Origin of the sequence: Erysipelatoclostridium sp. An173 (assembly GCF_002160495.1) — a bacterium.
GTDB lineage: Bacteria > Bacillota_I > Bacilli_A > Erysipelotrichales > Coprobacillaceae > Thomasclavelia > Thomasclavelia merdavium.
This window is the reverse complement of record NZ_NFKR01000023.1, coordinates 1-13,805: the sequence shown is the minus strand read 5'-3', so window position 1 is coordinate 13,805 and position 13,805 is coordinate 1. Positions and strand designations below refer to the sequence as shown.

Annotated in this window: 13 protein-coding genes; 9 read left to right on the top strand and 4 right to left on the bottom strand. The window is 28.4% G+C overall.

Features of this window, described 5'->3' with window-relative positions; translation table 11 throughout:
• Window positions 1-33: 33 nt before the first annotated feature.
• Entirely contained in the window at window positions 34-1,395 is a 1,362-nt protein-coding gene (locus tag B5F09_RS10005; RefSeq protein WP_087373931.1) for a hypothetical protein, read from the top strand.
• 31 nt (window positions 1,396-1,426) lie between these two features.
• On the opposite strand, the gene B5F09_RS10000 is transcribed toward B5F09_RS10005, so the two are convergent.
• Window positions 1,427-2,491, bottom strand: a complete 1,065-nt coding sequence (locus B5F09_RS10000) for a branched-chain amino acid aminotransferase (protein WP_087302502.1) — start codon at window positions 2,489-2,491, stop codon at window positions 1,427-1,429.
• Window positions 2,492-2,678: 187 nt separating this feature from the next.
• Between B5F09_RS10000 and B5F09_RS09995 the strand changes: the two genes are divergently transcribed.
• Complete coding sequence (locus B5F09_RS09995; RefSeq protein ID WP_087302500.1) at window positions 2,679-3,098, top strand: PTS sugar transporter subunit IIB; 420 nt, start codon at window positions 2,679-2,681, stop codon at window positions 3,096-3,098.
• Between the two features lie 19 nt (window positions 3,099-3,117).
• Here B5F09_RS09995 and B5F09_RS09990 read toward each other — a convergent pair whose 3' ends face one another.
• Window positions 3,118-3,642 carry a cysteine hydrolase family protein gene (locus B5F09_RS09990; protein WP_087373928.1) on the bottom strand — a complete coding sequence of 175 codons (525 nt, stop codon included), beginning with the start codon at window positions 3,640-3,642 and terminating at the stop codon, window positions 3,118-3,120.
• Between the two features lie 110 nt (window positions 3,643-3,752).
• Between B5F09_RS09990 and B5F09_RS09985 the strand changes: the two genes are divergently transcribed.
• The 7 genes from B5F09_RS09985 (at window position 3,753) to B5F09_RS09955 (ending at window position 11,688) form a co-directional block, all read left to right on the top strand.
• Window positions 3,753-4,094 carry a metalloregulator ArsR/SmtB family transcription factor gene (locus B5F09_RS09985; protein WP_087302496.1) on the top strand — a complete coding sequence of 114 codons (342 nt, stop codon included), beginning with the start codon at window positions 3,753-3,755 and terminating at the stop codon, window positions 4,092-4,094.
• A gap of 12 nt (window positions 4,095-4,106) precedes the next feature.
• Complete coding sequence (locus tag B5F09_RS09980) at window positions 4,107-6,563, top strand: heavy metal translocating P-type ATPase (RefSeq protein ID WP_087302494.1); 2,457 nt, start codon at window positions 4,107-4,109, stop codon at window positions 6,561-6,563.
• A 177-nt stretch (window positions 6,564-6,740) separates the two neighbouring features.
• The gene (locus B5F09_RS09975; protein ID WP_087302492.1) at window positions 6,741-7,382 is read left to right on the top strand and encodes a lactate utilization protein; all 642 of its coding nucleotides are present in this window, start codon (window positions 6,741-6,743) and stop codon (window positions 7,380-7,382) included.
• Between the two features lies 1 nt (window position 7,383).
• Window positions 7,384-8,793, top strand: coding sequence for a 4-alpha-glucanotransferase (gene malQ / locus B5F09_RS09970; protein WP_087373926.1), 1,410 nt, complete (start codon window positions 7,384-7,386; stop codon window positions 8,791-8,793).
• 15 nt (window positions 8,794-8,808) lie between these two features.
• Window positions 8,809-10,386, top strand: coding sequence for a WG repeat-containing protein (locus tag B5F09_RS09965; protein ID WP_087373925.1), 1,578 nt, complete (start codon window positions 8,809-8,811; stop codon window positions 10,384-10,386).
• 16 nt (window positions 10,387-10,402) lie between these two features.
• A complete protein-coding gene (locus B5F09_RS09960) occupies window positions 10,403-10,912 on the top strand; it encodes a flavin reductase (protein ID WP_087373923.1) in 510 nt (169 codons plus the stop codon).
• Between the two features lie 80 nt (window positions 10,913-10,992).
• On the top strand, window positions 10,993-11,688 hold the full coding sequence (locus B5F09_RS09955; RefSeq protein WP_087373921.1) for a DUF421 domain-containing protein: 696 nt from the start codon (window positions 10,993-10,995) through the stop codon (window positions 11,686-11,688).
• A gap of 23 nt (window positions 11,689-11,711) precedes the next feature.
• Here B5F09_RS09955 and B5F09_RS09950 read toward each other — a convergent pair whose 3' ends face one another.
• Together B5F09_RS09950 and coaBC are read right to left on the bottom strand one after the other, a co-directional pair.
• On the bottom strand, window positions 11,712-12,494 hold the full coding sequence (locus B5F09_RS09950; RefSeq protein WP_087373920.1) for a type III pantothenate kinase: 783 nt from the start codon (window positions 12,492-12,494) through the stop codon (window positions 11,712-11,714).
• Window positions 12,488-13,675 carry a bifunctional phosphopantothenoylcysteine decarboxylase/phosphopantothenate--cysteine ligase CoaBC gene (coaBC, locus tag B5F09_RS09945; RefSeq protein WP_087373915.1) on the bottom strand — a complete coding sequence of 396 codons (1,188 nt, stop codon included), beginning with the start codon at window positions 13,673-13,675 and terminating at the stop codon, window positions 12,488-12,490. Before coaBC ends, B5F09_RS09950 begins: the two co-directional genes overlap by 7 nt.
• Window positions 13,676-13,805 lie beyond the last annotated feature (130 nt).

Genomic DNA, 13,805 nt, shown 5'->3' with positions numbered 1-13,805 from the left:
AATTCGTTTATATAAAAAGAGGGGTAAAAGAAAATGGAAAATTTTATCGAAAAGTATAAAATAAACTATGATAAAATTAACTTAAAAAATAGAATAATTAACTATTTATATTATATAGTTAATATAATAGTGCTTCTTGCTTGCATATCTATTAGAGAATATTTAATATACGTGCTTATTTTATCACTTATATGTTTTATTATATTCACACTTGTGCATACTAATATTTATTTAAACAGCCTTAGCAAATTATATTCAAGTTTAAAATTTGATTATGATAATTATCAGGAAACTCAGCAAATCTTAAATTCAATTTGCATGCAATTTCCTAAACATAAAGATCGTCAGATTCAATTAACACTATATTTAACTTCATTAGCATGTAATGAGTCGCCTGAAGAATTGATAGATGCTTTTTTAATTTATCAAAAAGAATTAAACAGTAATAATGCTAAAGTTATTTTAGAATTGTTAAATATCTATTTTTATAAAGAATTCCCACTAAATACAAAAATAGAAACCAAAAAATTACAACGATTATTTTCAAATAATAATAAACCTGATAAAGTGATAAATAAAATAAAAGAAGCCTTTGATCAAAAAGACTATCAACAAATACTAGATTTGTTAAAAGAAATTGATGATGTACATTTTTATGAATTTCGAGATTTTATCGAAGCAGTTACTAAATATCAAATTAATAAAGATAAACAAATCTTAGATAACTACGTAGAAGAAAAGCATGTTCCTATTTATAATACAGTGATTAAAATATTAGAACATGATGAAATTAAATATGATAAAAAATATATTGATCTTTATCAACAACTAACAAAAAATCAAGTACAATACAATCATATTCAATCTAGAAAAGTAAGAAAAACACTAATTATAGCAATTATTTATTTTGGAATTATTATTTTTATCTTTAATCAGGCTCTTTCATCTACGAGTCAAACATATAATTCAATGCAAGAATATGTTAATGAACAATACGATGACTTAGACCATGTAGAAACAATATTAGAATTTAATCAAAATGGCTGGCATATTGGTTTAGCACGTAGTAATCAAGACTTTGACAGTGACGGTTCTACAGCTGAAAAGATTGTCTCAATAATGCCAACTTATCATATTTTATCTATTTATGAAGAAGATGGCAAAATTATTGATAGTTATTCAAATAGTCAAACAATATTAACTGAAAGTTATATAATTGCTCGAGTAATGGATAATGAGGGAACGGTTATAGTCAGTTTTTCACCAGCTAAAATATTATATAAGGGGAAAGATATTTCAGTAGAAACGAAATCATATGTTGAAAATGATTTTACGGTTGGTTTTGTAAATGGTGAATTTAATGAATCATATTTAGAAATCGAATCTAGTCAATAAAAAAATAGCATCTGCAGATGCTATTTTTTATCTATTTAATATGACGTACCCAACCGTATTTATCTTCTAGACGTCCCCATTGAATACCAGTTAAAGTGTCATATAATTTTTGTGTTAAATCACCAGTTTTAAAATCATTAATTACTACTTCTTCACCTTTATAATAAAGTTGACCAACTGGAGAAATTACAGCTGCTGTTCCAGTACCAAATGCTTCAGTTAAAGTACCTTTTCTACCAGCTTCCATTAATTCATCAATGCTTAATTCACGTTCTTCAACAGTATATCCCCAATCTTTTAAGATATGGATAATTGAATCACGAGTTACCCCAGGTAAAACAGATCCTTCCAATGGAGCAGTAATAACTTTTCCATCAATAACAAACATTACATTCATTGTTCCAACTTCTTCGACATATTTACGATGAACACCATCTAACCAAAGAACTTGAGTATATCCATGTGATTCAGCTTTAACTTGTGCAGCAATACTAGCAGCATAGTTACCACCACATTTTGTAAATCCAGTACCACCTTTTACAGCACGCACATATTCATCTTCAACCCAGATTTTAACTGGATTTACACCTTCAGGATAATAATTACCAACAGGTGATAAAATAATTACAAATGTATAAGTTTTAGCAGGGTGTACCCCAACACCAGCTTCACTTGCAAACATAAATGGACGAATATACAAAGAAGTGTCTTTTGCTGTTGGAATCCAATCTTGTTCATATTTTACAATTGCTTCAACAGCTTCAACAAACATATCTTCAGGTAATTCTGCCATACAAATACGTTTATTTGAATTAATCATTCTACGAGCATTCATTTCTGGTCTAAATAGTGTAATGTTTCCATCAGGATCACGATATGCTTTTAATCCTTCAAATGTTTCTTGAGCATAATGTAATACCATTGTAGCAGGATCCATTGGAATAGGTGCATATGGAACAATACGTGCATCATGCCATCCAATTCCATCAGTATAATCCATCATAAACATATGATCAGTAAAATAATTTCCAAATCCCAAATTATTTTGATCTGGTTTCTCTTTTAGAGTCGCAGCTCTTTCAATTTTGATTTCCATTATCAAAAACCCCCTTAATTTACTAATAGTATACTCTTATTTTATAGGCGATACAAGATAGAAATTAGCTAATCAAAGCATAATTGCATAAAAATATGCAAAATAATAATAAATTTTATTAATTATTGCTAGAAAAGTTAATATTAATTATAATATTTTTTATATCAATATAAGAAGGAGATTTATAATGCTTAAGATTTTGATTTGTTGTGGTGGGGGTTTTTCTTCAAGTTATGTAACAGAGAGAATGAAAAAGGAGATAGTTGAAAAAAATTTAGAAAATGAGGTAAATATTGAGTTTTATCCATTTGCTATTGTTGAAGATAAGTTATCAAATGTAGATATCATCATGTGCTGTCCGCATTTAAAAATATATGTTGAACAATTTATAGATAAAACAAATGTTGATATTCCAATCTATTTATTGCCACCCAAAATGTATGGTTTAATGAAATTAGAGGAAATTTTAACCGATGCTAAGGATGTTATAAAACTATATCAGAAAAATAAAACTAATCCCGTTCATTTTCCTAATGAAGAAAACTTACTAAGAATTACAAGGGGTAACGCTTATCGTCATTATTATAAAATTGATGGTGAACTATAATAAAAATGGCTGTTTAATATTAACAGCCAATAATATCAATTTGTAAATTCTTTAAAATATCTAGAGCTTTTTGCTGCAAGGTTTCATCATTGCTTGCAATTCCTTGATAATCAACAGTTATTTTAGCTTCTGGTAGTGCTGCTTTAACAATTATTGCATTAGAGATAACGCAAATATTAGAAACAACGCCCACTAATGTGATTTCTTGATAATCTTTATTTTTTAAATAATTACCTAATTCTAAAGAACCAAAAGTGTTTTTTAGAATTTTTTTATCATCTTTAGCCAAATCTCTAACTTTTCCATATAACTGCCAACCATCAGTATTTTCAACACAGTGAACAATTGGTAATTTTTGTCCTTCTTGAGTATCTAAATAATTTTCTTGATGAGTATCAAGAGTAAAAATAACATCATCGTTGTTTTCATGGTATGTATTAATTAAAGAAACTAAATGTTCTTCTAAATTAACCGCCTGGTCAAAACCTAAGCTGCCACTAACAAAATCATTTTGATAATCGATTACTATTAATAATTTTTTCATTTAATTCACCAGCCTTTTTTAATATTTTAACATCTGTAATTGACAATGTAAATATAACGATATATAATTATATTAACATATGAATAAGTATTCATATAAAGAGGTGTGATATGGAAAAGATAGTTAATGAAGAAACAGTGGCAAGAGTAAGTAAAAAATTGCCACAAGAAGAAATATTATATGATGTTGCCGAGCTTTTTAAAGTCTTTGGTGATACTACTAGAGTTAGAATCATCTGTGCTTTGTTTGAGGCAGAAATGTGTGTTTATGATTTGGCTGCATGTTTAAATATGACTCAATCAGCAATATCTCATCAATTAAGAATTTTAAAACAGGCAAAATTAGTAAAATCAAGAAGAGATGGCCGTCTAATTTATTATTCACTTGATGATGAACATGTAAAACAGATATTTGATGCTGGATATAAACATATTATGCATTTAAATAAATAAGGGAGGATTTTTATGAAACTAAAGTATAGTTTGAAGGGATTGGATTGTGCTCATTGTGCTCAAAAAATAGAAGATCAGCTTAATAAATTAGATTATGTCAATGAATGTAATATTGCTTTTGCAACTACGACGTTGTTTTTAGATGTTGATGAAAATAGTTTTGATGAAGAAAAGATCAAACAAGTTGTTTGTAGTATCGAACCAGATGTTGAATTAGTTAATCAAAATTCAACACACAACGAACATGATCACGAACACCATCACCATTCATGTGATTGTGACCATGATCATCATCACCATTCATGCGATTGCAATCATGAACACCACCATGATGAATGTGGTTGTGGATGTCATCACGACCATCATGATGAACATGTAGAAACAATGCACCATGGTGATTTAAAAAATGCTATCAATATTAATATTAATGGACTTGATTGCGCACATTGTGCAATGAAAGTTGAACAAGAGATTAATAAGATGGATGAAGTTGAAGATGCAATGATAATATTTTCAACTGAAACACTAAAAGTTAAGTTGAATAGGGAAATGAGTGATGATGAATTATTAAAACGTTTGAAAAATGTAATTGATAAAGTAGAAAGCGGAATTACTTTATCAATGAAAAAAGATATTAAAGTTATAGAAAAACCAAAACTATTTGTTTGTAAAGATCATGTGGAATTAATTATTGGAACAATAATTTATATAATTGGAATTATTTTAGGTGGTACAAAATATGATGTATTTATCTTTGGTATTGCTTATTTATTAATTGGTTATAAAGTTTTATTTAAAGCTTTAAAAAATATAAAAAGAGGTCAAATATTTGATGAAAACTTTTTAATGTGTATTGCAACAATCGGAGCTTTTTGTATCAGTGATTACAAAGAAGCAATAGCAGTAATGCTATTTTATTCAATTGGTGAAATTTTTCAGGCATATGCAGTTAATAAAACAAGAACTTCTATTAGTTCATTAATGGATATTAAAAGTGAATATGCTAATTTAGTAATTGACGATACAGTAAAACAAGTGGCTCCTGAAGAAGTTAAAATCAATGATATAATATTAGTAAAACCAGGAGAAAAAGTACCATTAGATGGTATTATAGTTAATGGTAATAGTAGCTTAGATACATCAAGTTTGACAGGAGAAACATTACCACGAAATGTAGATATTAATGATGAAGTTTTAGCTGGTGTTGTAAATTTAACAGGCGTTATTAAAATCAAGGTAACTCAAGCTTATGAAAATTCAACAGTATCTAAGATTTTAGATTTAGTTGAAAATGCTGCTAGTAAAAAAGCTCCAATCGAACAATTTATAACTAAGTTTGCTAGAGTATATACTCCAACAGTAGTTTTTCTAGCTGTTGCTTTAGCAGTAATTCCAATGTTGATATTTAAAGATGCAGTCTTTACTGACTGGTTATATCGAGCATTAACATTTTTAGTTGTTTCATGTCCTTGTGCTTTAGTCATTTCAATACCGTTAGGTTTATATGCCGGATTAGGAAAAGCTAGTAAAGTTGGGGCATTAATTAAAGGTGGCAATTACTTAGAACTATTAAAAGATATTGATACTATAGTATTTGATAAAACTGGAACTTTAACTGAAGGTAGCTTTGAAGTTGTCGAAGTCAATGGTTCTGATGATTTATTAATGATTGGTGCTTATGGTGAAAGAATGTCTAATCATCCAATTGCTAGAAGTATTGTTGAAAAATATGGTCAAGAAATTGATCAATCAAGAATTTCAGATTTTAAAGAAGTTGCTGGTAAAGGTATTGAGGTAAAGATTGATAATGATTTATATCATTTAGGAAATAAATCTTATATTGAAGATATGGGTTATCAAGTAACAAACCCAACAACAGTTGGAACAGTAGTTCATATAACTTGTAATGATGAGTATTTAGGAAATATTGTTGTTGCTGATAAGATCAAAGATACTGCTATTACTGGAATTAAACGATTGAAACAATCAGGAATAAAAGATACCGTTATGTTAACTGGTGATCGTAAAGAAGTAGCTGATGATATTGCTAGTAAAGTAGGTATTGATCGTGTTTATAGTGAATTACTACCACAAGATAAAGTAACAAAAGTTGAAGAATTGATCCAAGATAATAAAAAAACAGCATTCGTTGGTGATGGTATCAATGATGCACCAGTTTTAGCTCGAGCTGATTTAGGAATTGCCATGGGTGGTGTCGGTAGCGATGCTGCAATCGAAGCTGCTGATATTGTCTTAATGAACGATGATATTGATACCATTGGTGAAGCCATTGATATTTCCAAAAAAACAAATCTTATTTTAAAACAAAATGTAATTTTTACATTGGTTATCAAAATAGGAGTTTTACTTTTAACAATGTTTGGATTATCTAATATGTGGATGGGTGTATTTGCTGATGTTGGTGTAACATTGATTGCCATTTTAAATTCAATGCGAATTTTAAGATAAATATAAAGAATCCTTGAAATTAATCATTCAAGGATTTTTTTGTTCACATTATTCACAAGTTATTCCCATTGTGAACAACATGTGAATAATGTGTATAGATAAAAAAATTTAGTTTGTTGATTTTGTGCTAGCAAAATAATATAATTAATATTATACGATGGAAAGGAAATGGCTTTTATGGACAAAAATTTACAAACAATAATTAAAATTAAACAAGATGATATGATTAAAGCATTCGAAAAAAACAATATGCAAATCAATTTTGTTGACGATTTTGAACAATTACACAATTATTTGAGTCGTTACTTATGCAATAAAAAGACAGTAGCGCTAGGAGGTTCAATGACCCTATTTGAAACTGGTGTAATTGAACAAATTCATAATTCTGATGTAATTTTACATGATCGTTATCAAGAAGGATTAGATCGTGAACAAATGCAGGAAATTTACCGAAAAGCTTTTACTAGTGATTTATTTATTACTAGTACTAATGCATTAACTACTGATGGATGTTTATACAATATTGATGGAAACGGAAATCGTGTAGCAGCAATGATTTATGGTCCTAAAGAAGTAATTGTTATTGCGGGAAAAAATAAAATCTTTAATACTGAAGCAGAGGCCATTAATCATATAAAAACAGTTAGCGCACCAGCTAATGCAGTTAGATTAAATAAAAATACGCCATGCACTAAAAAAGGGGAATGTATGGATTGTTTATCACCAGATAGAATTTGTAGCAGTTTTGTAAAATTAGGTTATCAGGGAAATGTAGGCAGAATAAAAATTGTAATAGTTAATCAGGATTTAGGATATTAAAATGGAAACAGGAGTTTTATTTCCGTTATCTAGTTTTCCTTCAAATTACGGCATTGGTGATTTAGGAGAAAATGCCTATAAAGTTATTGACCTATTAGAAAAAAATGGAGCTGATTATTTACAAATTTTACCATTTCACCCCTCAACACAAGCTAACTCGCCTTATCGAGCTGTTAGTACTTATGCTGGAGATGAGATTTATATAAATTTAGATTATTTAGTTGCTGATGGTTTATTAGATTCAGTACCTGAATTCTATCCTGATGCAATAAAAGTCCCATATGATAAAGTACGTAAATTTAAAAGAACTTATTTATTAAAAGCATATGAAAATTTTAAATTTACTGAAGATTATTATAATTTTTTAAAAAAATGTCCTTGGGTTTTGGATTATGCGATTTTTTGTACTTTTGCCACAGTGAATAATAGTTATGACTGGGCTAGCTGGCCTGATGAATTTAAAAAATATCCTCAAGAACATCAAGTTAATTTAACTAAATATAGTAAAGAAATAGGTTATTATCAATTTGTACAATATATATTTTTCAATCAATGGTTTAAATTGAAAAAATATGCTAATGATAAAGGAATAAAAATAATTGGTGATATGCCTTTCTATGTTGACCATGGTTCTGTAGAAGTGTGGTTAGATAATAAATCATTTTTATTAGATGGTATTGGATATCCAACTAGTGTTGCTGGGGTGCCACCTGATTATTTTAGCCCTACAGGACAATATTGGGGTAATCCGATTTATGACTGGCAATATTTAGAGAAAAATGATTTTAGATTTTGGATTGAACGAATTGGCTGGGCTAGTGAAATTTTTGATATTACGCGTATTGATCACTTTAGAGCTTTTGATTCATATTGGGATATACCTGCTAGTGCTAAAACAGCGATGGAAGGTAAATGGCAATATGCACCTGGCTATGCACTTTTTGATAAAATATATGAAACTTTAGGTGATGTTGAATTAGTAGCTGAAGATTTAGGATATTTACGACCAGAGGTTATTGAATTAAAAGATCATTACCATTTAAAAGGAATGAAGGTTTTTCAATTTATGCTAAATGACGGTTATGATAATCTTGAAAACTCATTTTTCTATTCAGGAACACATGATAATGAAACAATCAAAGGCTGGATAAGTGGTTTAAATGAAGAAGATATTTATAAATTAAAAGCAATTGTCGATGATGATTTACCATTAAACGAAGCTATTTTAAAATTCTGTTTACAGTCAGATGCTAGTGATGTCATTATTCCAATATGGGATTTACTAGAAGTCGACAATGATCAAAGATTTAATACACCTGGTGTAGTAAATGATACGAACTGGACTTATCGAGTTGCTAATATTGATGATGTAACAAAAGCAATGGAGTTATTTAAAAACTTATCTAAATAATAATCAGGTAATGTTATGAAATGTAAATATTGTGGTACAAAAAATGAAAGAAATGCGACATATTGTAGTCAATGTGGCAAGAAATTAGAAGTTGTTAAAAAATCTAAATCGAAAATAATCATTATTAGCACTATTACTGTAATTGCAATAATAATTGCTGCTATCTTTATTAATAAACAATTAGATACAAAACAAATTAATGATTTGTTAGTACAAGGTGATCGTTATATTGAAGAAAAAGATTATAAAAAAGCCGAAGATACATATTTAGAAATTATTGAGATTGATGATAAGATTGTTGAACCGTATTTAAAACTAGCAGATGTATATACTTATCAAAATGATTATGATAAAGCTAAAGAGATACTAGAACAAGGTGAAGAAAAAGTTTCTGATGAAGATAAAGATAAATTAAATGATCGTCATGATGAAATTGATCACTATATTGATTTTAGCTGGGTAGTTGAGCCGGATATTGATGCTGATGATATTTATTATTTAAGAAGTTCATCGGTTGAAAATTATCTAAATACTACTAAAAAACAGATGTTAAAAAATTATGCAGTAATAAAAAAAGATGATCGTTATGGTTTAATTGACGATGATGGCAATGTTTTAGATGATATTGATTGTATTGAAGTTCTAGCGAATTTTAATGATATTTATATTGTAGAAACTGATGATAATTATTATGATAATAATTTTAACAATAGTAATTTCTTTGAGGTTGATAGGTCAGTAACACCAATACCATTTTATGAATATTTACCTTCATTAAGTGAAATCTATTATTATAACGATGAATTAATACCTATTAATAATTATGGTCTTGATAGCGGATTGTCGATCGAATCAGATTTACCATATCCAGTACAACAAGTCAATGATTTGCCAGAAGGTGATATCAGTGCCTGGCAACTAGAACAAGATGGTAAATATGCAATATTTGTAAATGATAAACAATTAACGGATTTTATTTATGAAGATGCTGGTAGCTTTTGTGATGGATTAATCGCAGTTAAAAAAGATGGAAAATGGGGTTATTTAAATGCCGAAGGTAAAGAAGTTATACCGATTGAATATGATGCTTCATGGAATCAGTTCGAGGTATATCCTAGAGAAACAATTAATAATTTTTCTGATTTTGCATATAGTGCTAGTGAAGAATTTGTTACTTTATTAAAAGATGATAAATGGCAATTAAATGATACTGATGGAAATATTGTTATTCCAGCGGGAATATTTGATAAAATTTTACCAGTATATAATGGTAAATGCTGGGTAGAACAGGATGGTAAATGGGGAATTATTAAAGTTGGTGAAGAAACTAACCAGGAACAAGAAAGATCCCCACAAGATTTATCATTAGATGAAATCTGTCAGCTAGTAATTAATCATTATGTTAAAACAACAAACAGTGATGATTATGTTATTTTTGAAAATGAATGTGTTAAAGAAAATAATACTTATCAACTAGTTGTTCGTTATACTGGTGGCAATACAGCTAATGTTATGTATTCTACGGTCACTGTAGATTTAGAAACCGGGCAGGTAGAAGATAGTGTAGGTGATTCTTGGTATCTTTTTGAATAAATAGGGAGGTTTTTAGATGAGTTATAAAAAAATTGATATTAATGAATTAAAATTAAATCCATTTGAAACAATTGGCAAAGACTGGTTATTAATCAGTGCTAAAAAGGGCGATCAAGTAAATACTATGACTGCTTCTTGGGGTGGTATTGGTGTTATCTGGAATAAAAATGTAATAACAGCTTACATTCGTCCACAACGTTATACTAGAGAATTTGTTGATGAATCAGATTATTTTACAATTACTTGTTTTAAAGGTTATAAAAAGGAATTAGGTGTCTTAGGATCAAAATCAGGACGTGATGGTGATAAAATCAAAGAAGTTGGTTTTGATGTAGAAATGTTAAATAATCAGCCTACTTTTAAACAAGGAACAATGTGTTTTACTTGTAAAAAATTATATCGTGGAAAAATCGAACCTGAAGGATTTATTGACAAAGATTTAGATATTAAAAATTATCCAAATCATGATTACCATTATATTTATATTGGAGAAATTGAAGAAGTATATGTAAACGAAAAAGATTAATTCTTTTTCGTTTTAAATATTAACAATTTAATATCCTGTTTAATTAAAATAAAACTGTTAAAAATAAATGTGGTGATTAGATGCAATTAGTTGAATTTATTATTTTCCCACTATTATCATTAGCAGTTTTATTTATTATAACTAAATTAATGGGCTATCGGCAGGTTAGCCAATTAAATATGTATGATTATATCAATGGTATAACAATCGGTAGTATTGCAAGCGAACTGGCAATAGGAGAGTTTGATGATTTTTTACAGCCATTAATTGCAATGCTTATTTATGGCATTTTAATTATTTTATTATCGAAATTAACAAGAAATTCTTTAAAGATAAGAAAACTAATTGATGGACAGGCGGTTGTTTTATATGAAAATGATAAAATATATTATCAAGAATTAAAAAAAGCAAAATTAGATCTTGATGAGTTTTTAATGCAATGTCGAATTGCAGGATATTTTAAGTTAAAAGAATTAGCATTAGTGATTTTAGAAACTAATGGCCGGCTTAGTTTTTATCCAAAACAGCAATATCAACAAGTAACAGCAGAAGATTTAAATTTAAAAATAACACCAATAGAATTACCATCTTTATTAATTAAAGAAGGAAAAATAATTTATGAAAACTTAAACTTGATCAATCGAGATACCCAATGGTTAGAGCGTGAGTTAGCAGTACTAGGCGTAAAAATAAATGATGTTTTATTAATGTATCAAGAAGATAATACTAACTTAATTATATATACAGTTAATGATATTGAAAGAAAATATATTTAAAAAGTTGTGGAAATCCACAACTTTTATGCTTTTTGATTATTTTTTTTATACATATCATAAATTATTTTTAATCCTTTAAAAGTTAGATCAGGATCATAAATATCAATTAAATCAGTCTCATTAAAAATAATTCTACCTAGACCACCAGTTGAAACAACTTTTAAATTATCACCATATTCATTCTTTAATGCACAAATTATATTTTCAGTTAATCCAATATAACCATAAACAATACCAGCCTGCATACTAGATACAGTGTTTTTAGCAATAATATTTTTTGGCTTTTTGATTTCAATTTCTGGTAATTTAGCAGCTTGACTTGAAAGGGCATTGACACTAATTCCAATCCCTGGTGCCGTAGCTCCACCTAAAAAGTCGCCATGATCATTGATAATATCAAAAGTTGTTGCTGTTCCAAAATCAATCACTAAACATGGACCACCATAAATATAATAAGCACCCGCAGCATCAACCAAACGGTCAGCTCCCAATTCTTTTGGGTTATCGATTTTGATTCTAATTCCAGTTTTTATTCCTGGTCCAATAATAATTGGTTCTTTATTAAAATATTTTTTGATTGAATTTGTAAATGAGTACATGATTTTAGGTACAACTGAAGCAATTATAACATCTTGAATTTGTTCAACATCAATATTAGAAGCATTTAAAAAGCTTAACAGCATAAAACCATATTCATCAGAAGTTCTTTCTAATTTTGTTGTTAGACGGTAATTTCCAATAATTTCATCTCCATCAAATAGACCCATTGTAATATTTGTATTACCAATATCAATTACAACTAACATTTTTCTTCTCCTTTAATTTCTATTAATTTGTATAAGATCGTTTTAGCAACTTCATCTTTAGTCATTATATTTTTCTCTTCAATTTCATCTGCCGTAATCAAAGTAACTTTATTAGTATCACCTTTAAAACCAGCTCCTGATTCTTTAAGACTATTTGCAACTAATAAATCACAATTTTTTTTGATAAATTTATCTTTAGCGTTTTTTATCAAATTTTCTGTTTCCATTGCAAAACCACAAATAATTTGATTTGTTTTATGTTGACCTAAATAATTTAAAATATCATCATTTTTTATTAATTCTAAAACTAAGTTATCGTCTTTTTTCTTTATTTTATTTACTGCTGTTTCTTTAGGGCGATAATCACCAACTGCAGCTGCTTTGATAATAAAATCCTGATCATGATAGTTTTCTTTTACAGCTTCAAACATCTCTCTAGCTGATGTAATATTGATACTTTTAATACCATAAGGAACTTTTAGATTGGTAGGTCCAGTAATCAAAGTAACTCTTGCTCCTAATAAAAATGCTTGTTTAGCTAAAGCATAACCCATTTTTCCACTTGAATGATTAGTAATATATCTTACGGGATCAATCGCTTCTTGAGTAGGACCAGCAGTTATTAAAACATATTTATTTTTTAATGGTTTAGGATTCATACAATATTCGATCATTGTAATAATATCTTGATAATCAGCTAATTTACCACGACCAACATCGCCACAAGCTAACAAACCATAGCCTGGTTCTACAAATTTGATGCCATAAGTCTTGCATCTTTCAATATTACGTTGATTTGCTAAGTTATCATACATATTTACATTCATTGCTGGAGCAATTAGCTTAGGACATGTTGCTGCCATAAATGTCGAAGTGACAATATCATCACAAATACCATTAGCGATTTTTCCTATAATATTAGCAGTTGCTGGTACAATAACAAAACAATCAGCTTTTTTAGCATAGCTAATATGTTTAATTTGATAACCTTCTTCATCAAAATCATCAAGTAGTACCGGCTTATTAATTAAGGCTCCGATTGTTAAAGGGCTAATAAATTTAGTAGCATTATTAGTCATAATAACTTCAAGGTCATAATCTAATTTTTTTAATGCTCGTAATAAATCACAGACTTTGTAAGCAGCAATACTACCACTTACTCCAACAACAATAGTTTTCATTTTAACTTCCTCTCTTAGTATATGGTAGTGTCAAAAATAGTTAGTTTATTTTATATATAAATTAACTTAAAACCTCATTCTACCTTGGTTTTTATATATTTTGATTAATTTCCCCATGAAATCAATCTAT

What these genes read in the sequence shown, in the direction of transcription:
- malQ (WP_087373926.1), top strand. Translation starts at nt 7,384, where the DNA reads ATGGAAACAGGAGTTTTATTTCCGTTATCTAGTTTTCCTTCAAATTAC.
- B5F09_RS09985 (WP_087302496.1), top strand. Translation starts at nt 3,753, where the DNA reads ATGGAAAAGATAGTTAATGAAGAAACAGTGGCAAGAGTAAGTAAAAAA.
- coaBC (WP_087373915.1), bottom strand. Translation starts at nt 13,675, where the DNA reads ATGAAAACTATTGTTGTTGGAGTAAGTGGTAGTATTGCTGCTTACAAA.
- B5F09_RS09950 (WP_087373920.1), bottom strand. Translation starts at nt 12,494, where the DNA reads ATGTTAGTTGTAATTGATATTGGTAATACAAATATTACAATGGGTCTA.
- B5F09_RS09995 (WP_087302500.1), top strand. Translation starts at nt 2,679, where the DNA reads ATGCTTAAGATTTTGATTTGTTGTGGTGGGGGTTTTTCTTCAAGTTAT.
- B5F09_RS10005 (WP_087373931.1), top strand. Translation starts at nt 34, where the DNA reads ATGGAAAATTTTATCGAAAAGTATAAAATAAACTATGATAAAATTAAC.
- B5F09_RS10000 (WP_087302502.1), bottom strand. Translation starts at nt 2,491, where the DNA reads ATGGAAATCAAAATTGAAAGAGCTGCGACTCTAAAAGAGAAACCAGAT.
- B5F09_RS09965 (WP_087373925.1), top strand. Translation starts at nt 8,809, where the DNA reads ATGAAATGTAAATATTGTGGTACAAAAAATGAAAGAAATGCGACATAT.
- B5F09_RS09955 (WP_087373921.1), top strand. Translation starts at nt 10,993, where the DNA reads ATGCAATTAGTTGAATTTATTATTTTCCCACTATTATCATTAGCAGTT.
- B5F09_RS09980 (WP_087302494.1), top strand. Translation starts at nt 4,107, where the DNA reads ATGAAACTAAAGTATAGTTTGAAGGGATTGGATTGTGCTCATTGTGCT.
- B5F09_RS09975 (WP_087302492.1), top strand. Translation starts at nt 6,741, where the DNA reads ATGGACAAAAATTTACAAACAATAATTAAAATTAAACAAGATGATATG.
- B5F09_RS09990 (WP_087373928.1), bottom strand. Translation starts at nt 3,642, where the DNA reads ATGAAAAAATTATTAATAGTAATCGATTATCAAAATGATTTTGTTAGT.
- B5F09_RS09960 (WP_087373923.1), top strand. Translation starts at nt 10,403, where the DNA reads ATGAGTTATAAAAAAATTGATATTAATGAATTAAAATTAAATCCATTT.